Source organism: Pseudacidovorax sp. NFM-22 (assembly GCF_021401245.1).
Lineage (GTDB): Bacteria > Pseudomonadota > Gammaproteobacteria > Burkholderiales > Burkholderiaceae_C > Xenophilus.
This window is the reverse complement of the sequence record NZ_JACBFY010000002.1, coordinates 1,002,873-1,022,256: the sequence shown is the minus strand read 5'-3', so window position 1 is coordinate 1,022,256 and position 19,384 is coordinate 1,002,873. Positions and strand designations below refer to the sequence as shown.

Annotated in this window: 20 protein-coding genes; 12 read left to right on the top strand and 8 right to left on the bottom strand. The window is 68.7% G+C overall.

The features are described 5' to 3' along the window. Positions 1-217: 217 nt before the first annotated feature. Positions 218-2,671: a penicillin-binding protein 1A gene (locus L0984_RS10275; protein WP_234193584.1), complete on the top strand. Its 2,454-nt coding sequence runs from the start codon at positions 218-220 to the stop codon at positions 2,669-2,671. A gap of 69 nt (positions 2,672-2,740) precedes the next feature. Here L0984_RS10275 and L0984_RS10270 read toward each other — a convergent pair whose 3' ends face one another. The 6 genes from L0984_RS10270 to L0984_RS10245 form a co-directional block, all read right to left on the bottom strand. Then, positions 2,741-3,019, bottom strand: a complete 279-nt coding sequence (locus tag L0984_RS10270; RefSeq protein ID WP_234193583.1) for a DUF2798 domain-containing protein — start codon at positions 3,017-3,019, stop codon at positions 2,741-2,743. Between the two features lie 91 nt (positions 3,020-3,110). Continuing rightward, positions 3,111-3,452, bottom strand: a complete 342-nt coding sequence (locus L0984_RS10265) for a nuclear transport factor 2 family protein (protein WP_234193582.1) — start codon at positions 3,450-3,452, stop codon at positions 3,111-3,113. 61 nt (positions 3,453-3,513) lie between these two features. Next, the gene (gene creC / locus L0984_RS10260) at positions 3,514-4,983 is read right to left on the bottom strand and encodes a two-component system sensor histidine kinase CreC (RefSeq protein WP_234193581.1); all 1,470 of its coding nucleotides are present in this window, start codon (positions 4,981-4,983) and stop codon (positions 3,514-3,516) included. Then, positions 4,980-5,783 (bottom strand): two-component system response regulator CreB, encoded by an 804-nt coding sequence (creB, locus tag L0984_RS10255; RefSeq protein WP_234193580.1) that lies wholly within the window; start codon positions 5,781-5,783, stop codon positions 4,980-4,982. Before creB ends, creC begins: the two co-directional genes overlap by 4 nt. A 1,167-nt stretch (positions 5,784-6,950) precedes the next feature. Beyond that, positions 6,951-7,397 carry a Cu(I)-responsive transcriptional regulator gene (gene cueR / locus L0984_RS10250; protein WP_370645924.1) on the bottom strand — a complete coding sequence of 149 codons (447 nt, stop codon included), beginning with the start codon at positions 7,395-7,397 and terminating at the stop codon, positions 6,951-6,953. Between the two features lie 31 nt (positions 7,398-7,428). Then, positions 7,429-7,599: a heavy-metal-associated domain-containing protein gene (locus L0984_RS10245; RefSeq protein WP_370645923.1), complete on the bottom strand. Its 171-nt coding sequence runs from the start codon at positions 7,597-7,599 to the stop codon at positions 7,429-7,431. A 214-nt stretch (positions 7,600-7,813) separates the two neighbouring features. Here L0984_RS10245 and L0984_RS10240 point away from each other — a divergent pair, with 214 nt between their 5' ends. Then, positions 7,814-10,075, top strand: coding sequence for a heavy metal translocating P-type ATPase (locus L0984_RS10240; protein ID WP_234193578.1), 2,262 nt, complete (start codon positions 7,814-7,816; stop codon positions 10,073-10,075). A 95-nt stretch (positions 10,076-10,170) separates the two neighbouring features. On the opposite strand, the gene L0984_RS10235 is transcribed toward L0984_RS10240, so the two are convergent. Continuing rightward, positions 10,171-11,280, bottom strand: a complete 1,110-nt coding sequence (locus L0984_RS10235) for an alkene reductase (protein WP_234193577.1) — start codon at positions 11,278-11,280, stop codon at positions 10,171-10,173. A 186-nt stretch (positions 11,281-11,466) separates the two neighbouring features. Then, the gene (gstA, locus tag L0984_RS10230; RefSeq protein ID WP_234193576.1) at positions 11,467-12,075 is read right to left on the bottom strand and encodes a glutathione transferase GstA; all 609 of its coding nucleotides are present in this window, start codon (positions 12,073-12,075) and stop codon (positions 11,467-11,469) included. Between the two features lie 229 nt (positions 12,076-12,304). Here gstA and L0984_RS10225 point away from each other — a divergent pair, with 229 nt between their 5' ends. The 10 genes from L0984_RS10225 to L0984_RS10180 all read left to right on the top strand — a co-directional run bounded on the left by L0984_RS10225 (position 12,305) and on the right by L0984_RS10180 (position 19,344). Then, positions 12,305-12,490, top strand: coding sequence for a DUF1328 family protein (locus L0984_RS10225; protein ID WP_114801744.1), 186 nt, complete (start codon positions 12,305-12,307; stop codon positions 12,488-12,490). A gap of 5 nt (positions 12,491-12,495) precedes the next feature. After that, entirely contained in the window at positions 12,496-12,681 is a 186-nt protein-coding gene (locus L0984_RS10220) for a hypothetical protein (RefSeq protein ID WP_234193575.1), read from the top strand. A gap of 158 nt (positions 12,682-12,839) precedes the next feature. After that, on the top strand, positions 12,840-13,091 hold the full coding sequence (locus tag L0984_RS10215) for a type II toxin-antitoxin system Phd/YefM family antitoxin (protein ID WP_017760147.1): 252 nt from the start codon (positions 12,840-12,842) through the stop codon (positions 13,089-13,091). A gap of 3 nt (positions 13,092-13,094) precedes the next feature. Further along, the gene (locus L0984_RS10210; protein WP_017760146.1) at positions 13,095-13,514 is read left to right on the top strand and encodes a type II toxin-antitoxin system VapC family toxin; all 420 of its coding nucleotides are present in this window, start codon (positions 13,095-13,097) and stop codon (positions 13,512-13,514) included. 35 nt (positions 13,515-13,549) lie between these two features. After that, positions 13,550-15,496, top strand: coding sequence for a tRNA uridine-5-carboxymethylaminomethyl(34) synthesis enzyme MnmG (gene mnmG, locus L0984_RS10205; RefSeq protein ID WP_234193574.1), 1,947 nt, complete (start codon positions 13,550-13,552; stop codon positions 15,494-15,496). Further along, entirely contained in the window at positions 15,493-16,146 is a 654-nt protein-coding gene (gene rsmG, locus L0984_RS10200; protein WP_234193573.1) for a 16S rRNA (guanine(527)-N(7))-methyltransferase RsmG, read from the top strand. The genes mnmG and rsmG overlap by 4 nt, the downstream gene beginning before the upstream one ends. 81 nt (positions 16,147-16,227) lie before the next feature. After that, on the top strand, positions 16,228-16,842 hold the full coding sequence (locus L0984_RS10195) for a LysE family transporter (RefSeq protein ID WP_234193572.1): 615 nt from the start codon (positions 16,228-16,230) through the stop codon (positions 16,840-16,842). Between the two features lie 41 nt (positions 16,843-16,883). Next, a complete protein-coding gene (locus L0984_RS10190) occupies positions 16,884-17,777 on the top strand; it encodes a ParA family protein (RefSeq protein WP_234193571.1) in 894 nt (297 codons plus the stop codon). A 20-nt stretch (positions 17,778-17,797) separates the two neighbouring features. Then, the gene (locus L0984_RS10185) at positions 17,798-18,376 is read left to right on the top strand and encodes an RBBP9/YdeN family alpha/beta hydrolase (protein ID WP_234193570.1); all 579 of its coding nucleotides are present in this window, start codon (positions 17,798-17,800) and stop codon (positions 18,374-18,376) included. After that, on the top strand, positions 18,376-19,344 hold the full coding sequence (locus tag L0984_RS10180) for a ParB/RepB/Spo0J family partition protein (RefSeq protein WP_234193569.1): 969 nt from the start codon (positions 18,376-18,378) through the stop codon (positions 19,342-19,344). Before L0984_RS10185 ends, L0984_RS10180 begins: the two co-directional genes overlap by 1 nt. Positions 19,345-19,384 lie beyond the last annotated feature (40 nt).

The following is a 19,384-nucleotide window of genomic DNA, read 5'->3' as shown; positions in this document are numbered from 1 at the left end:
TCAGCCTCCTTTCAAGATCCGCGGCGACGATGGCCCTGCCGACGGCGTGGCACCCGCCGCACCGAGAATGCTGCCGCCGTCCGACAGCGTGGCTGCCGTGGCGGCGCGAGGCTTGCGCGCCTGCCGGTGTGCAGGCAACGCCTTGTTACGGCGGCCTTCCGGCGGGCGGGCATGCTCGCGTTCCCTCCCGCCGGCGACCTCTTCCTGTTTCTTTCCCATGTCCTTCAAAGACCGTCTGTCCGATCCCCGCCTGCGCCGGGCCGCCAAGTGGACTGCCATCGGCAGTGCCACCGCGGTGGTGTGCGGCGCCGCCATCGTCGGCATTGCCGCGGCCCTGATGTCGCGCCAGCTGCCCGACGTGAGCACGCTGCAGAACTACCAGCCCAAACTGCCGCTGCGCGTGTTCACCGCCGATGGCGACCTGATCGGCGAGTTCGGCGAAGAGCGCCGCCAGCTGGTGCCCATCGACAAGATCCCCAAGGTGCTCAAGGACGCGGTGCTGGCCACCGAGGACGCGCGCTTCTATCAGCACGGCGGACTCGACACCATCGGCCTGGCGCGGGCGGTGGTCTCCAATGCGCTGCACGGCGGCGTGCGGCAGGGCGCGTCAACCATCACGCAGCAGGTGGCGCGCAACATGTTCCTCAGCTCGGAGCGCACCTTCAGCCGCAAGCTGAAGGAAGCGCTGCTCGCCTGGCGGCTGGAGGACGAGCTGACCAAGGACCAGATCCTCGAGATCTACCTGAACCAGATCTACCTGGGCAACCGCGCCTACGGCTTCGCGGCCGCGGCCCAGACCTACTTCGGCAAGCCCTTGCAGGACATCACGGTGGCCGAAGCCGCCATGCTGGCCGGCCTGCCCAAGGCGCCCAGCAGCAACAACCCCATCGCCAACCCGCGCCGTGCGGTGGCGCGCCAGCAGTACGTGATCAACCGCATGGTCGAGACCGGCTACCTGAGCGAGGCCGACGCCGCCAAGGCCCGCCAGGAGCCGCTCAAGCTGCGCGATGCCGGCGATCCGTCGCAGCTGCATGCCGACTACGTGGCCGAGATGGTGCGCCAGCAGATGGTGGCCAAGTACGGCGACGACACCTACACCAAGGGCTTCAAGGTCTACACGACCATCACGCGCAACGACCAGGGCTCGGCCTACGAGGGCCTGCACGAGGCCATCGTCGACTACGAGCAGCGCCAGCCCTACCGCGGCCCCGAAGGCTTCGTCGAACTGCCCACCGACAGTGCCGATGTGGACAACGCAGTGGACGATGCGCTCTCGGACAAGCCCGACAGCGGCGGCATGATGGCGGCCGTGGTGCTGGAGGCGGGCCCGCGCAAGGTGGTGGCGGTGCGCGCCAACGGCGATTCGGTGGAGATCACCGGCCGTGGCCTGCAGGCCGTGCAGCGCGGCCTGGTGGAGAAGGCGGCCGAGCCGCTGCGCATCCGCCGCGGCAGCATCGTGCGCATCGCCCGCACCGGCCCGCAGAACGGCTGGGAAGTGACCCAGCTGCCCGAAGTCGAAGGTGCCTTCGTCGCGATGGACCCGCGCGACGGCGCCGTCAAGGCGCTGGTGGGCGGCTTCGACTTCAACAAGAACAAGTTCAACCATGCCACGCAGGCCTGGCGGCAGCCGGGCTCCAGCTTCAAGCCCTTCATCTACTCGGCCGCGCTGGAGAAGGGCTTCACGCCCGCCACCATCGTCAACGACGCGCCGCTGTCCTTCGACGCCGCCGCCACTGGCGGTGCCCCGTGGGAGCCCAAGAACTACGACAACACCTATGCCGGTCCGATCACGCTGCGCCAGGCGCTGGAGCAGTCGAAGAACGTGGTGACCATCCGCGTGCTGGACGCCATCACGCCGGCCTATGCGCAGGAATGGATCACGCATTTCGGTTTCGCGGCCGACAAGCATCCCGCGTACCTGACGATGGGCCTGGGCGCCGGCTCGGTGACGCCGCTGCAGATGGCCGCGGCGTACTCGGTGTTCGCCAACGGTGGCCTGAAGGTGGAGCCGCGCCTGATCGCCCGCATCACCGACGCGCGCGACCAGGTGCTGGAGGACACCCCGCCCAAGCCCGCGGACGAGGCCGGCCGGGTGATCCCCGCGCGCAATGCCTTCGTGATCGACACGCTGCTGAACAGCGTGGTCAAGAACGGCACCGGCCGCCGCGCCTACACGACGCTGCGCCGCGACGACCTCTATGGCAAGACCGGCACCACCAACGATTCGCACGACGCCTGGTTCGCGGGCTTCCAGCCGACCCGCGTGGGCGTGGCCTGGATCGGCTACGACACGCCGCGCCAGCTGGGCGTGCGCGGCGAGACCGGCGGCAGCCTGGCCCTGCCGGCCTGGACGCGCTACATGCAGGGCGCGCTCAAGGGCGTGCCGGTGGCCAAGCTGGACGTGCCGCCGGGCGTGACCAACGCCAGCGGCGAATGGATGTACGACGAGTACGCCAATGGGCAGGGCGTGCAGTCGCTCGGGGTGGAAGCCGCCCTGACGCCGATCACGCCGGTGGAGGTCAACAGCGGCGCCCCGACGAGCGGCCCTGCGCCGTCGTGGGGCAACCAGCCGGTCATCCCGGCCGTGCCGGGCCAGCCTGCTCAGCCTGGGCAACCTGCAGCGCCTGCGCAGCCGGACGAGCGCAACCGGATCCTGAACATGTTCCGCTGAGGCGCCGCGCGCCACCTGTCTCGACAACCCGGCCTCGGCCGGGTTTTTTCATGGGACGCGGCTGCGTCGTCAGCGCAGGTCGACCACCAGCCCGGTCAGGCGGCGCACCGTGGGCAGCAGCACCACGACCAGCGGAAAGGCCACCGCCCAGGACAGCATCCAGGCGCCCAGCCAGAGATGCAGGAAATCGGGCGTCCAGCCCCCCCCGCGCAGCGTGCTGATGGCCGAGACGACGCCGCTCATCAGCAGCGACAGCAGCAGGGGCACGACGATGGCGGCACTGCGTGCCGGCAGCTTGGGAATGCCGGCCACGATGGTCGGCCGCGAGGAGGGAGAGGATGCACGCATGGGAAAGGGGGGAGAACGCGGCCCGCGGGCCTGGATGACGCCGACCATGCAAATGCCGGGCCGACGCAGGCCCGAATCGGGCGCCCCTCCCTCAGTCAGCGGACGCCGCGGGCGTTCCCTGGTGGTAGCGCAGCTGCCAGGCCGGACCCTCGCGCTTCCACAGCGAGACCCGCAACGTCTGCAACGCCAGGTCCGGCGCCAGCCGTTCGAGCCGGAAGTCGCTGGAATGCACCGCCGGCGGCGTCAGCACCTGCGACAGGTAGCGCAGGACGGTGGCGCGGTCGTAGGGCAGGCCGGAACGGCCCACCTCATGGAAGTCGACATGGAGCAAGGCCTCCAGCCGCCCCGCGTCGCAGGGCACGCCGGGATGGTGCAGTTCCACCTCCAGCTGTTGCAGGTGGGCGCACAGGTCTTGGGGGTCGTCGGGGGTCATGGCAGCGTGGATCGTCGGCAGGCGGGGAAGGTGCGGGTTGGCGGGCATCGTCCGGGTCGCCTCATCGCAGCGGCCCACTGATCAGCGGCAAGGTCAGCGTGGCCTGCGCGCCACCGCCTTCCGCATTGCCGAGCGCGATGCTGCCGCCGTGCAGCGCCGCGATCTCGCGCACGAAGGCGAGGCCGAGGCCGGTGCTCTTCTTCTGGCTGTGCGGGCGCGCGAGCGAATAGAACTTCTGGAAGACCTGCGCCTGCGCATAGGCCGGGATGCCCGGCCCCTGGTCGCGCACCGCGATCACGCCGCGCCGGCCCTGCAGCCGCAGGCTCAGCCGCACGGTGCCGCCCTCGGGCGAGAAGTCGATGGCGTTGTCCAGCAGGTTGCCCACGGCCTGTCGCAGCAGCAGCGGATCGCCGTCGGCATGCACCTCGCCCAGGTCCTCGCGCAGGCCCTGCACGTCGATCACCACGCCACGGCGCGCGGCGGCCGGCGCCACGCCCTGGGCGGCCTCGCGCAGCAGGGCGCCCAGGGCCACGGGCTGCACCTGGTCGAGCACGCGGCGCGTCTCCAGGGCCGTGAGTTCCATCATGCGGTCCACCAGCTGCTGGATGCGCTCGCTCTCGCGGCCGATGTTGGCCAGGAAGCGCTCGCGCTCCTCGGGCGGCATGCCGGCCTCCTGCAGCAGCTCGGCGGCGCCGCGGATGGCCGACAGCGGGCTCTTGATCTCGTGGGTGAAGGTCTGGACGTAGTCGGCCACGTAGTTGCGGCCGGTGAAGGCATCGCCCATCTCCTGCACCGCCGCGCGGCCCATGGCGGCGGCGCGACGCAGCATGCGCAAAGGATGGAAGCCGCGCTGCGTGCGCAGCCAGCGGATGTAGTCGGCCGTGAGGCCGAAGGGGCGCACCAGCCACACCGAGACGATCAGCGCCAGCACCAGCAATGCCGCCGCCGAGCCGGCACCGACCCAGATCACGCGCTGGCGGGCGTCCTGCACGAACTGGCCGAAGCTCTGCACCGGCTTGCCCACGCCCACCATGCCGACGATCTCGCCTGCCCAGCGGATGGGCGCCCCCACATAGAGCACCGAGCTGAGCGGGTCGGCCTCCATGTCGCGCGTGGCGCGGGCGCCATAGCCGCCGGCCAGCGTGCGGCTGACGTCGATCCAGCGCGAATAGTCGGCGCCCACGGCACGGCCGGTGGAGTCGTAGATCACGCGGCCGCTGCGGTCGGTGACGTAGACCCGCAATTCCACCTTCTGCTTGTGCAGGTTGTAGATCTGGGCCGAGAACTCCCGCGCATAGAGGGCGCGGAACAGCGGCTCCAGCCGCCGGGTGTCGATGGCCCCGGCGATCACGTCCTGCTCGATGAGCGTGGCCATGAGCTGGGCGATCTCCACCTGCGCCTCCTCGGCCGATTCGCGGTAGCGCGGGTCGATGTCGCCCACCACCCGCCACAGCAGCCAGGTGATGCCGGCCACGTAGATCAGCAGCACGGCCAGGAAGATGCGGGTGCGCCGGCTCGGCGAACGCCTCATGGGACGAGGGGCGTGGAAGGCGGCAGGTCTTCGTGCAGCGCGTAGCCGGTGCCGCGGTGGGTGCGGATGGCCTCGACCTCGGGCGCCACGGCCCGCAGCTTGGCGCGCACGGTCTTGACGTGGGCGTCGACGGTGCGGTCCAGGCTTTCGCTGTCGCCGCCCCAGACGCGGTCGAGCAGTTCTTCGCGGCTGAACACGCGGCCCGGGCGCTGCACCAGCAGGCGCAGCAGGCCGAATTCGTAGCGCGACAGCTCGAGCACGCGGCCGTAGTAACGGATCTGCAGGCGTTCGTCGTCGACCACGAAGGGCAGGGTGGGCGCTTGGGGCGCCGTGGCCGGTGTCGTCACCGGCATCGCAGGCACCGGACCCGCCCGCTGGCTGCGCCGCAGGATGCCCCGCACCCGCGCCACCAGTTCCCGCGGTGAGAAGGGCTTGGCGATGTAGTCGTCAGCGCCCAACTCCAGCCCCACCACGCGGTCGATCTCGTCGGTGCGGGCCGTGAGGAAGACGATGGGCACGTCCGCCGCGCCCGGCAGGGCCTGCAATCGCCGGAAGAGGTCGAAGCCGTTCATGTCGGGCAGGCCGATGTCCAGGATGGCGAGCGCCGGCGGCTCGGCGGCGAATTCCGCCAGGGCGGCGCCACCGGTGGCACACCACACCGGCGCAAAGCCGTCGCTGCGCAGCACGTACTGCACCGTGTCGGCGATGCCCGGCTCGTCCTCCGCCACCAGGATGCGCGGCCGTCCCCCGACCGATGGCGCGGTCGGGGCCGTGGCAACGGCAGGGGGTGGATTCGGCATGGGGGCGGATCGTAGCGGTGCGGACGCAGGGCACCCAGCGATTTCGGAAAGACCGTGAATTGCGCTTTGACGTTCGGCGCAGGCGTTGTCCTGACTTTGTTCTTTTCTTTTATTTCAACATTAGTCCTCATAGATAAGGATGCACCCGGCCTGTGGATAACCCTGGTTTTCCCCGTCCGGCCAAGGATTTGGCGCCGAGCGGCGGATGTGGGCAACCCTGCGTCCGTGCTGTCGTGCGCGGGCGAACAACCTCGGCCGAAGCGCCCCGTCTGTGGATAAGAGGGGGTTTGTTCCACAGCCGTCCCCAGAGTTGTTCTTTGACAGGAGGTCCGCTTTCTGGCTGCCGGGCGCCAATGCCGGCCCAAACTATGCACTGCCAAAAAAATGAGCAGCCCAAAGATAGTCTTTGAAAATCAATAAGTTGCGTTGGCTTTACAAGGCAGTCCGACAGTTGCCCACAAAGTTGTCCAACGAATATGGGGACAGACGGCGTTTTCGGCGTCCCGCAGCCGGAGGGCGCTTCGGTCGTTCCGCGCCGGACCGGTTGCGGGGCGCCATGGTCGGCGTGCCACGACACCCCCACTTTTTTTGCGGGCGCCCGTTGTCCTGGTATTCCTTCCTTCATATTCAATATCTGAATAGTCGTAATAGATAAGGAAGCCCTGCGCCTGTGGAAAACCCATGAATCCCCCGGCCGGACAGGCATTTGGCGGTCCTCCATCCATGTGGGCAGGGTTGCTTCGTGGATGTCGCACCGATGGGGACAAATGCCGGCCGTCCGCCCTCGGGTGTGGATAACCGGGCAGTTGTGCCGGATTCATCCCCACAGTTGTCCTTTGACAAGGGGGGTGCAAATGTGGGATTGGGCTTTGGACGCCTTAAATATGCACTGCTGATTATTTGTGCAGATTGTTGAAAGTTCATTGATATCAAGGACTTGCAGTGCCTTTACAAGACAACGCGCGAGTTGCCCACAAAGTTATCCAGTCCAGCTGGGGAGAAGCGGACAACACGGCGTCCTGGGCGCCGTCCGGGGGTAAGGCGGCCGCTTTTCCACAAACGCAGGCCTTCCGCGGCTTCGCGCAAGCGTTCGTGTGGCGTGAGGGAGGGCCGCGATGGGCACATCCGCCCGGCCGGATCACCGGGCCTGGGCGATCCGACGCGTGTTCAGCGCGGCAGGCCGCTTCCTGCGAGGTCTTCGAGGATGGGGCAATCGGGCCGATGGTCGCCCCGGCAGCCATGGACCAGGTGCGCGAGCGTGCCGCGCATGGCCTGGAGTTCGGCAATGCGCCGGTCCAGGTCGTCCAGGTGGGTGCGGGCGATGCGTTTCACCGCCGCGCTCGAGCGGCTGCGGTCATGCCAGAGGCCGACGAGCTGCTGGATCTCGTCGATGGAAAAGCCCAGGTCGCGGGCCCGCTTGATGAAACGCAGGGAGTGGACGTCGGCATCGCCGTAGAGGCGATAACCGGCGTCGGTGCGCGAGACGGCGGGCAGCAGGCCCAGCGTCTCGTAATGGCGCACCATGCGGGCCGACACGCCGGAGCGGGCGGCGGCCTGGCCGATGGTGAGCGGTGGGGCCGTCGCGGTGGACGAGGAAGAGGAACGGGGGGCCACGGCTGGACCAGGTTCCGTGAGGAAAAAGGCGTCAGCCCTGGACGGCGTAGCCCGCTTCGCGGATGGCGTCCTGCAGTGCGGAGGGGGCTTCGGCGCTCTGTACCTCGACGCGACCAGCAGGCAGATCGATGCGCACCTCGGCATCGGGATCGACATCCTGGACCGCCTGGGTGACGGCACGGACGCAGTGTTGGCAGCTCATTCCGCTGACCTGGAAGACGTGGAGAGGAGAAGTCATAAAAAAAACCTGTGAGAGGGCCTAAAAAAAAGGGAACACCCTGGAGTGTGGACCTTGACACGATGTGAAGGTCAAGGCAACAAAACCCTGTGGGCGCCGTGCTGCGCGTTTCCGATGTCCGTCGACGTGGCCAAGACGTCTTGACCTTGCCACCGTGTCAAGCCGTAGCCTTGCGTCCATGAATGCAACTTCGATCGACACCGCGCCCGTCCCGGGGGCCGCGCAGACGCTGGACCTTGGCATCGGCGGCATGACCTGTGCCTCCTGTGTGTCCCGTGTGGAAAAGGCCCTGCGCCAGGTGCCGGGTGTGCAGGAGGCCAGCGTGAACCTGGCGACGGAATCGGCCCGCGTCCGCTGGTCGGGGGACGACGGTGCCGATGCCGCGGTCCGGTTGCGGCGCGCCGTGCGGCAGGCTGGCTACGAACCGCGCAATGCCGAGGCGACGCAGGCAGAAGCGGAGGCGGGGCCGTGGGCAGGATTCGGCCCGGTGGCCGCGGCGCTGCTGCTGTCCTTTCCCCTGGTGCTGCCCATGCTGGGGATGCCTTTCGGGCTGGACTGGATGCTGCCGGCCTGGCTGCAACTGCTGCTGGCGGCGCCCGTGCAGTTCGTGCTGGGCGCGCGCTTCTACCGCGCAGGCTGGCATGCGGCCCGGGCGGGAACCGGCAACATGGACCTGCTGGTCGCCCTGGGCACCAGCGCTGCCTTCGGACTGTCACTGTGGCTCTGGTGGCGCGCCAGCCTGCATGGCGCGCACGGCGGCCAACCCCATCTCTATTTCGAGGCCTCGTCGGTGGTGATCGCGCTGGTGCTGCTGGGCAAATGGCTGGAGGCGCGTGCCAAACGGCAGGCCACGTCGGCGATCCGGGCGCTGCAGCAGCTGCGGCCCGAGACGGCGCACCTGCTGCAGTCGCGTGGTCGCCGCACCGAGGAAAGCGATGTGCCGCTGGCCGAGGTGATGGTGGGCGACCGGCTGGCCGTGCGGCCCGGCGAACGCATCCCAGCCGATTCCCGCGTGCTGGAAGGCGAGTCGGAAGTGGACGAATCCATGCTCACCGGCGAACCGCTGCCCGTCGCCAAGTCGGCCGGCAGCCGGCTGACGGGCGGCTCGGTCAATGGCGCCGGCCGGCTGGTGGTGGAGGTGCTGGCCGTCGGCACGGAAAGCGTGCTCGCCCGCATCATCCGGCTGGTGGAGGACGCGCAGGCGGCCAAGGCGCCCATCCAGCGGCTGGTGGACCGGGTGGCCGCCGTGTTCGTGCCGGTCGTGCTGGGCCTGGCGCTGCTGACGCTGCTGGGCTGGCTGTTCCTGGGTGGTGCGCCGCTTGAAACGGCGCTGATCCACGCCGTGGCCGTGCTGGTGATCGCCTGCCCCTGCGCGCTGGGCCTGGCGACGCCGGTCGCGGTGATGGCCGGCACCGGCGTCGCCGCACGCCACGGCATCCTGATCAAGGACGCGACGGCGCTGGAACGCGCACACCGGGTGGACACGGTGGCTTTCGACAAGACGGGCACGCTCACGCGCGGACAGCCGCAACTCAGCCGGCTCGACACCGTGGGGACCTTGGACGAACGGCAGGTGCTGCGCATCGCCGCCACGCTGCAGCAGGGCAGCGAACACCCCTTGGCGCGGGCGGTGATGGAGGCCGCGAAGTCGCGAGGCCTCTCGCCCGACGAGGCGCGTGAGGTTCGCGCCGTGCCGGGCCGCGGAATCCGCGCCGTGGTCGACGGCGCGCCCTGGGCGCTCGCCAGCCTGCGCTGGTGCGAAGAGTTGGGTGCTGTGCTGCCCGCGGAGAAGGTCGAGGCGCTCTTGTCCACAGGTTCCTCGGTGTCCGCACTGGTGCGCCTCGATGCGGAGGGTGAGCGGGCGAAGGCGGTCGAGGCATTGCTCGGCTTCACCGATGAGCCCAAGCCGGGGGCGGCAGAGGCGGTGGCGGCCCTGCGTGCCCGGGGACTGCGGGTGGTGATGATCTCCGGCGACAACGCACGTGCCGCGCAGGCCCTTGCCCGGCGCGTGGGCATCGCGGCCGAGGACGTGCGGGCACAGGTGCTGCCGGCCGACAAGGCGGCCGCCGTGGCGGCCTTGAAGGAAGGCGGTGCACGCGTGGTCGCCATGGTGGGCGACGGCGCCAACGACGCGCCTGCGCTGGCCGCGGCCGATGTGGGCCTGGCCATGGCCAACGGCACCGATGTGGCCATGGAAGCCGCGGGCATCACCCTGATGCGCGGCGACCTGGCCCTCGTGGAACAGGCCTTCGACCTGTCGGCCCGCACGGTGGCCAAGATCCGGCAGAACCTGTTCTGGGCCTTCGCCTACAACGTGGTCGGCATCCCGTTTGCGGCCTTCGGGCTGCTCAGCCCGGTGGTGGCCGGTGCGGCCATGGCGGCTTCGAGCGTCAGCGTGATGGCCAATGCGCTGCTGCTGAAAAGAAGCCGCTCACTCTGAGCGCGTCGAAGCGCCACGCAAGGCTTCGACAGGCTCAGCCCGAACGGCTGGGGCGGAGGCATCGGCGCCTGCCCGGCCCCCGCCTCCGCAAGCGCTCAGCTCAGCGTCGGATAGTCGGTGTAGCCCTTCTCGCCGCCGCCGTAGAAGGTCTTGGTGTCCGGCGTGTTGAGCGGGGCGTTCTCCTTCAGGCGGCGCACCAGGTCCGGGTTGGCGATGTAGGGGCGGCCGAAGGCGACCAGGTCGGCGCCCTTCTTCACCGCTTCTTCGGCCAGCTCGCGGGTATAGCCGTTGTTGACCATCCAGGCGCCCTTGCCGCCGGCCTCGCGGTAGGCCTTCTTCAACGCCTCGTAGTCGAAGGGGCGACCTTCCACTTCGCGCGGGCCACCGGTGGCGCCTTCGATCACATGCACATAGGCCAGGCCCAGCGGGCCCAGCTGGCGCACCACGTGGTCGAACAGTGGCTGCGGATCGCTGTCGACGATGTCGTTGGCCGGCGTGACCGGCGACAGGCGGATGCCCACCTTGCCGCCGCCCACCGCGTCGACCACGGCACGGGTGCATTCCAGCAGCAGGCGCGCGCGGTTCTCGATGCTGCCGCCGTAGTCGTCGGTGCGCTGATTGGCGCCGTCCTTGAGGAACTGGTCGAGCAGGTAGCCATTGGCGGCATGGATCTCCACGCCGTCGAAGCCGCAGGTCTCCACGGCGTTGCGGGCAGCCGCGGCGAAGGTGTGGACGATGCCGGGCAGCTCTTCCAGGTCCAGCGCGCGGGGCGTGGAGGTGGGCGCGAAGCTGCCGTTGCCCTGCGCGTCGATCAGGTAGGTCTTGGTCTTGGCGGCGATGGCCGAGGGCGCGACCGGCGGCTGGCCGTCGGGTTGCAGGCTGTCGTGCGAGACACGGCCCACGTGCCACAGCTGGGTGACGATCTTGCCGCCAGCCTCATGGACGGCCTGCGTGACACGCTTCCATCCATCGAGCTGCTCGGTGCCGTACAGACCCGGCACGTCGGCATAGCCCTGGCCCTGGTGGCTGATAGCCGTGGCCTCGGTGATCAGCAGGCCGGCGGTGGCGCGCTGCGCGTAATAGGTGGCCGTGATCGGCTTCGGGATGGCGTTGGGCGAACGGTTGCGCGTCAGCGGCGCCATCACGATGCGATTGGCGAGCTGGAGGTCGCCGGCCTGTGCGGGGTCGAAGAGGGAAGAACTCATGGCTCGTTGGATGTTGTGGAGTTGGAGGGTGAGGAAGCGAAGGCGGCAGCGTAGGCCACCGGCAGTGCCGGCGCCAGGGCAGGGTTGTGGTTTTCGGTGTAGGCGCGCCTGCCGGCTCCGCCACGGAAAAGGGCGGGCGCTGCGCCTTCGCGCCTCGCCCGCCCTTTCGTCGGTACGCGCCGGGGCTTACTTGGCCAGGCCCTCGGCCTTGAGCGCTTCCTGCACCGCCGGACGCGCGCCCACGCGCGCATGCCAGGCCAGCAGGTGCTTGTAGGCGCTCAGGTCGATGTTCATCGGCTTGGCCCAGTTGACGGTGGTGAAGAGGTAGCCGTCGGCGACGCTGAAGTGCTCGCCCATCAGGTAGTCCTTGCCTTCCAGCTGGCTGTCCAGCCACTGGAAGCGGGTCTTGAGCTTGTCGGCGAAGACCTTCTTGGCCTCCTCGGGCACGGCCGGGTTGAACAGCGGGCTGAAGCCCTTGTGGATCTCGGTGCCGATGAAGGTCAGCCATTCCTGCAGGCGGTAGCGCTGCAGCGTGCCGTTGGCAGGCGCCAGATTCTTGGCGGGCACCTGGTCGGCGATGTACTGCACGATGGCGGGGCCTTCGCGCAGACGGGTGCCGTCGTCCAGCTCCAGCAGCGGCACGTAGCCCAGCGGGTTGATGCCGTAGTAGTCGGTACCGTCCTGCAGCTTGTGCGACTTGGTGCTGGCGAGCACCGGCTCGAAGGCCAGGCCGGCTTCGCGCAGGGCGATGTGCGGGGAGAGCGAGCAGGCGCCGGGGGAGTAATACAGCTTCATGCGGAGGGCTCCTTCTGTTGGAAAAGGTCTGGAAGCGAGAGGGTGGCGTGCAGTCCGGTGGCGGCCTGCACGGCAGCGCGAATGTACTTGGATCGGCGCGCGAGCTTGTCCTACGGGGTCATGCGGGCGGCACTGTCCAGCTTGGTGCACAGGCCGCAACTACGCTTCAGGCACCGCGGCAGGCTCAGTCGAATGCTCGCCGCACAACGAGACGACAAAGGAGTCAACCATGCTCAAGTACGCACTGATCTTTGCCCTGATCGCCCTGGTGGCCGGTGCCCTGGGTTTCGGCGGCGTTGCTGCGGGCGCCGCTGGCATTGCCAAGCTGCTGTTCGGCCTGTTCCTGCTGATGGCCGTGGTGTTCGTGGTGCTCGCCGCACTGGGCGTGGGCGCTGCCAAGAAGGTGCTGGATTGAACACCGTGGACACGCTGGACATCCTCCGTTCCATTGCAGGGACGCGCCGGATCGGCGCGCTGGTGTCGCCCAAGGAGCGGGTACGTCATGTGATCGACGTCACCCAGCGCAATTGGCAACTGCCTGTGAGCCGGCGCAAGCGTGCGGCGATCACGGCCGCCCAGCCGGTCCGCGAATTGGCTACGGCCTGATTTGGCGGATCTGAAGGGGCGAAGGTCCCCTTCACCGATAAGAGAGCGCAGGCGATCCCTGCGCTCTTTTGCTTTTGGCGACCTGTCCGCGCACCCTTCGGCCGGTGAAGGGATTGCGCCTTTTCCTAGAATGTACAAAACGCCAATTTTGTACATTCATGCACACCCTTCCCCTGAGTGAGTTTCGCGCCAACGCGTCGGCCATGCTCGATCTCGTCGAGCGTGGCGAGCGTGTGCGCATCCTGCGGCACGGCCGGCCGGTGGCCGACCTGGTGCCGGTGGGCGAGGCGGCCGAGCCGGTGGCCCGCGTCCCGCGCTGGAAGCAGCCCATCGAACCGCTGCAGCTGGTGCGCCCCGACGGCCGCACGGGCGCCCAGCTCATCATCGACGAGCGCGAGCGGGGCGCCTGACGCATGCGCGTGCTGTTCGATGCCTCGGCGCTGGCCAAGCGCTACATCGCCGAACCCGGCCGGGAGCAACTGCTCGCGCTGAGCGCCCAGGCCTCCGCCGTGGTGGTGGCGGCCCATTGCAAGGCCGAGATCGCCAGCGCCCTCAACCGGCAGCGCCACGAAGGCGTGCTGGCCGACGAGGACTACCGCCGCATCATGGCGGTCATCCACGAAGACTTTGCCGAGCTGGAGTGCATGGCCATGGACCGGCGCGTCGAGGCGCTGGCCATGGCGGCCATGGAAGCGACCCGGCTCCATGCCTTCGATGCACTGCCCATCGGCACGGCACAGGCGGCCGGCGTCGACCTGTTCGTGACGGCCGACCGGCGCCAGGCGGCCGCGGCCGCGGCCGTCGGCTTGCGCACCGAGTTGATCGAGGCCTGAGCCACCTCCGACCCCATCTTTTCGAGACATTCCTCATGTACATCCATCCCGATTCCTTCGACGTGATCGTCGTCGGTGGCGGCCATGCCGGCACCGAGGCGGCGCTGGCCGCAGCCCGCATGGGCTGCCGCACGCTGCTGCTCACGCACAACATCGAGACCCTGGGCCAGATGAGCTGCAATCCGTCCATCGGCGGCATCGGCAAGGGCCATCTGGTCAAGGAAGTGGACGCCCTGGGCGGCGCCATGGCCATCGCCACGGACGAGGCAGGCATCCAGTTCCGTATCCTCAATTCCAGCAAGGGACCGGCCGTGCGCGCCACCCGGGCGCAGGCGGATCGCATCCTGTACAAGGCGGCGATCCGGCATCGGCTGGAGAACCAGCCCAACCTCACGCTGTTCCAGCAGGCTGTTGACGATCTGCTGCTGGAGGGCGACCGGGTGGTGGGCGCCGTCACACAGGTGGGCATTGCCTTCCGCGCGCGGGCGGTGGTTCTGACGGCGGGCACCTTTCTGGATGGCCGCATCCACGTCGGACTGGACAACTACCAGGCCGGCCGGGCAGGGGACCCGCCTGCGGTCAGCCTGTCGGCGCGGCTCAAGGAGCTCAAGCTGCCGCAGGGACGCCTGAAGACCGGCACGCCGCCGCGCATCGATGGCCGCACCATCGACTTTTCCCAGTGCACGGAGCAGCCGGGCGACGGCATGCCCGGCGGCGGCAATCCCGCGATGCCGGTGTTCAGCTTCATGGGCCGGGCCGACATGCATCCGCAGCAGATGCCGTGCTGGATCACGCACACCAATGCGCAGACGCACGACATCATCCGCTCGGGCTTCGACCGTTCGCCCATGTTCACCGGCCGCATCGACGGTGTGGGCCCCCGCTACTGTCCCAGCGTCGAAGACAAGATCAATCGCTTCGCGGACAAGGACAGCCACCAGATCTTCCTGGAGCCCGAAGGCCTGACGACGCACGAGTACTACCCCAACGGCATCTCTACCAGCCTGCCCTTCGACATCCAGCTGGCCATGGTGCGCAGCATGCCGGGCCTGCAGAGCGCACACATCCTGCGGCCGGGCTACGCCATCGAGTACGACTACTTCGACCCGCGCGGTCTGAAGAGCAGCTTCGAGACGCGCGCGATCCAGGGACTGTTCTTTGCCGGGCAGATCAACGGCACCACGGGCTACGAGGAGGCCGCGGCGCAGGGCCTGTTCGCCGGCCTGAACGCGGCGCTGCTGTGCCAGGAGAAGGACGCCTGGGTGCCCCGGCGGGACGAAGCCTACCTGGGCGTGCTGGTGGACGACCTGATCACCAAGGGCGTGACCGAGCCGTACCGCATGTTCACCAGCCGGGCCGAGTTCCGGCTCCAGCTGCGCGAGGACAACGCGGACATGCGCCTGACCGAAGCGGGCCGTCAGCTGGGGTTGGTGGGCGATGCGCAATGGGACGCTTTCTGCCGGAAGCGCGACGCTGTTTCACGTGAAACAGAGCGGCTCAAGTCGACCTGGGTGAATCCCCGCAACCTGCCGGCCAGCGAGTCCGAGCGGGTGCTGGGCAAGGCCATCGAGCACGAATACAACCTGGGCGATCTGCTGCGCCGGCCGAACATCCGCTACGACAGCCTGTTGTCGCTGGACGGCGGCAAGTACCGGCCCGCGCAGCCGCTGGCGCCGGACGAAGTGGAGCAGGTGGAGATCGCGGCCAAGTACGCGGGCTACATCGAAAAGCAGCACGAGGAAGTGCAGCGCGCGGCGCACTTCGAGAGCCTTCGCCTGCCGGACGACCTCGACTACATGCAGGTCCAGGCGCTCAGCATCGAAGCGCGGCAAAAGCTGAGCAAGCATCGGCCGGAAACCCTGGGGCAGGCGTCCCGCATCTCCGGCATCACGCCTGCGGCGATTTCCTTGTTGATGATTCATCTGCGCAAGGGTGGCTACAAAGCCTTCCAGCAGAAGGACACGGAGACGGTGCCCGCATGAGTGCCGTGAGCCAAGCGCAACGCGAACAACTGGAGGAGGGCGCCCGGGCGCTGGGACTGGACCTGGCCGATGCGCAGATCGGTCAGCTGCTGGACTACGGCAGCGCCATCCTCAAGTGGAACAAGGTCTACAACCTCACGGCGCTCCGCGATCCGGCGCTGGTCATCACGCATCACCTGCTGGACAGCCTTGCCGCGGTTCCAGCCCTGGGGCGACAGCAACCGGCGGCAGGGCGCCTGCTGGACGTAGGCTCGGGTGCCGGCCTGCCTGGGGTCGTGATCGCCATCTGCCGTCCCGACCTGGAAGTGCATTGCCTGGATGCCGTCGCCAAGAAGATGGCCTTTGTGCAGCAGATGGCCGGCGCCTTGCAACTGCCCCGACTTCGCGGTCTCCACGCGCGCGTGGAGACACTGGAAGGTCGCTACGACGTGATCACTTCGCGGGCCTTTGCGTCGCTTGTGGATTTCGTGGATGGCTCTGCCCAGCTTCTGGCTTCGGAGGGCGTGTGGATGGCGATGAAGGGAAAGCGGCCGGACGAGGAGATCGAGCGGCTTCAGGCCTCCGTGGATGTGTTTCACGTGGAACAACTCGTCGTCCCCGGTCTGGATGCCGAGCGCTGCATCGTCTGGATGCGCAAAAAACAAAGCTGACTCGCCTGCAGGCGGCTGCCAAACGGCAGCTCCGTCGCCTTGCTCGCGTAGACTCGCCGCTCCCTCCCGTAGCTCACTCCCATGTTCGGCATCTCCGACTACGGCGCCTTTGTCGCCGCCATCCTTGTGTTCCTGGCCATTCCCGGCCCGGGAAACCTGGCCTTGGTGAGTTCCACGGCCAAGGGCGGCGTGCGTGGGGGTCTGGCGGCCACGCTGGGCGTGATCCTGGGTGACCAGGTGCTGATGTGGTCCGCCGTTGCGGGCGTGGCTGCGTTGCTGGCGGCCTATCCCACAGCCTTTCACGCGGTCCAGTGGCTGGGCGCCGGCTACCTGGCGTGGATGGGTCTGCGGATGCTGCGGGCACGTCCCGGGGACAAGGCGGTGATCGACATCCGTCCCGGCCATTACCTGCGGCAGTCGCTGGCGATCACCCTGCTCAATCCGAAGGCCATCGTGTTCTACATGGCCTTCTTCCCCCTCTTCATCGATCCGGCCCACCACCGGGGCATGCTGACCTTCGCTGCGATGTCGTTGACCATCGCGGCCCTCACCTTCGGCTACGGACTGGTGGCCGTGCTGCTCACCCGCCATCTGGCCGACAGGCTGCGCGCCAACCGCCGCCTATCCAGCCTGCTCGAAAAGACAGCAGGCGGCGTGCTGGTGGCCTTCGGTCTCAAGCTGGCCCTCAGCCAGTAAGCGCCCCCATCCCCGACGCCGACCTCAGGAATCCACGCGACATGGCCCGCATCTTCTGCATCGCCAACCAAAAGGGTGGGGTGGGCAAGACCACCACCACCGTCAACCTCGCCGCCGGCCTGGCGAAGGTCGGCCAGCGTGTGCTGATGATCGACCTGGATCCGCAGGGCAACGCGACCATGGGTTCGGGCATCGACAAGCGCAGCGCCGAGTACACCGTCTACGACGTGCTGCTCGAATCGGCCTCGGTGGCCGAAGCCCGGGTGTCGGTGGAGGCCTGCGGCTACGACGTGCTGCCCGCCAACCGCGAGCTGGCGGGCGCCGAGGTGGAGATGGTGGCCCTGGACCGCCGCGAGAAGCGCCTGCGCACCGCGTTGGCCGCGGTGGGCGCCGAGTACGACTTCGTGCTCATCGACTGTCCGCCCTCGCTCAGCCTGTTGACGCTCAACGGCCTGTGCGCCGCCCATGGCGTGATCGTGCCCATGCAGTGCGAATACTTCGCGCTCGAAGGCCTGACCGATCTGGTCAACACCATCAAGCAGGTGCACGCCAACCTCAACAAGAACCTGCAGATCATCGGCCTGCTGCGGGTGATGTTCGATCCGCGCATCACCCTCCAGCAGCAGGTGAGCGACCAGCTCAAGGCGCACTTCGGCGACAAGGTGTTCGACACCGTCATTCCCCGCAACGTGCGGCTGGCCGAGGCGCCGAGCTATGGCCTGCCCGGCGTGGTCTTCGACGCGGGCGCGCGGGGCAGCCAGGCCTATGTGGCCTTCGCCGAGGAACTGGTGCGCAAGATGCCGCCGGCCAGCGCCACGGCCGCGCCCACGCCACCCGCACCCCAGACGGTGCCGGTGCTGCATGCCGTGGCGGGCGAGGAGCAGGCGGATGCGGCCCCGGACGAGGCGGGCGACGTGCCTCCGCCGGTCGCCTGATCGCTACGCTTTTCATAGCAATGAACCCAGATCCTACTGAGCCGGTCACCGTGTTCCTGCTGCCAGGTTGGCAGAACAGCGGACCCGGCCACTGGCAGACGCGCTGGGAGGCGCTGCATGGCGACCACCGCGTCGAGCAGCACGACTGGATGCGCCCGCTGCGCGGCGACTGGTGCGCGCGGCTGGAGGAGGAGATCCTCGCTGCGCCCGGGCCGGTGGTGCTGGCCGCCCACAGCCTGGGCTGCATCCTGACCGCGGCCTGGGCCGCCCATTCGCGCCACACGGCCCGCGTGCGTGGCGCGCTGCTGGTGGCGCCCGGTGATGTCGAGCGCGAATCGCTGCGCCACCAGATCCCCGGCTGGGCGCCCATCGTGCGTCAGGCCTTGCCGTTCCCGGCCGTGCTGGTGGGCGCCACCGACGACCCTTATTGCGACGCCGACAAGGCCCGCGAACTGGCGCGCCACTGGGGCGCCCGCTTCGTGGATGCCGGCGCTCGCGGCCATCTCAACGCCGACTCGGGCCTGGGCGACTGGCCGGAAGGCCGCGCCCTGCTGGATGCGCTCATCCGGCCCCCGCAACCCACTTCTTCCTCCTGCTGATGGCAACCAAGAAACCCAAGGGCCTCGGACGTGGCCTCGAAGCCCTGCTGGGCCCCGCTGCGGGCCGCACCACCGACGACGCGGCCTCGGCCGAGGCAGGGTCCACCACGCCGCGCCGCGACGGCAATCCCAGCACCCTGGCCCTGAACCAGATGGTGGCGGGCGTCTACCAGCCCCGCACCCGCATGGACGAGGGCGCGTTGTACGAGTTGGCCGAGAGCATCAAGGCCCAGGGCATCATGCAGCCGATCCTGGTGCGCCGGCTCGATGCCGAGCAGGCGGCCGCCAAGAACGCCGAATACGAAATCATCGCCGGCGAGCGCCGCTTCCGCGCCGCGAAGATCGCGGGCCTGGACAGCGTGCCCGTGCTGGTGCGCGACGTGCCCAACGAGGCCGCCGCGGCCATGTCGCTGATCGAGAACATCCAGCGCGAGGATCTCAACCCGCTGGAAGAGGCCCAGGGCCTGCAGCGGCTGGTGAGCGAGTTCGGCCTCACGCACGAACAGGCCGCCCAGGCCGTGGGCCGCTCGCGCAGCGCCGCCAGCAACCTGCTGCGCCTGCTCAACCTGGCCGACCCGGTGCAGGGCCTGCTGATGGCCGGCGACCTGGACATGGGCCATGCGCGCGCGCTGCTGGCGCTGGACCGCGCCGCGCAGATCACGGCCGCCAACCAGATCGTCGCCCGCAAGCTGTCGGTGCGCGAGACCGAGGGCCTGGTCAAGAAGCTCTCGGCCGAGTTCAGCCTGCAGCCCCAGGCCCAGCGCACCGCGCCCGAGAAGCCGCGCGACCTGCAGCGCGTGGAGGAGGAACTGGCCGACCTGCTCACCGCCGCCGTCGAGGTGCGCATCAAGAAGCAGAGCAAGCGCGGCGGCCAGACCCAGATGAGCGGCGAACTCGCGATCCACTTCGGCTCGCTGGATGCACTGAATGGCCTGATCGAACGGCTGCGTGGTTCCACGGCGGGATAGGCGACCCGCAAGAGGGCCGCGGCAGTTCTATGCCGCCGCC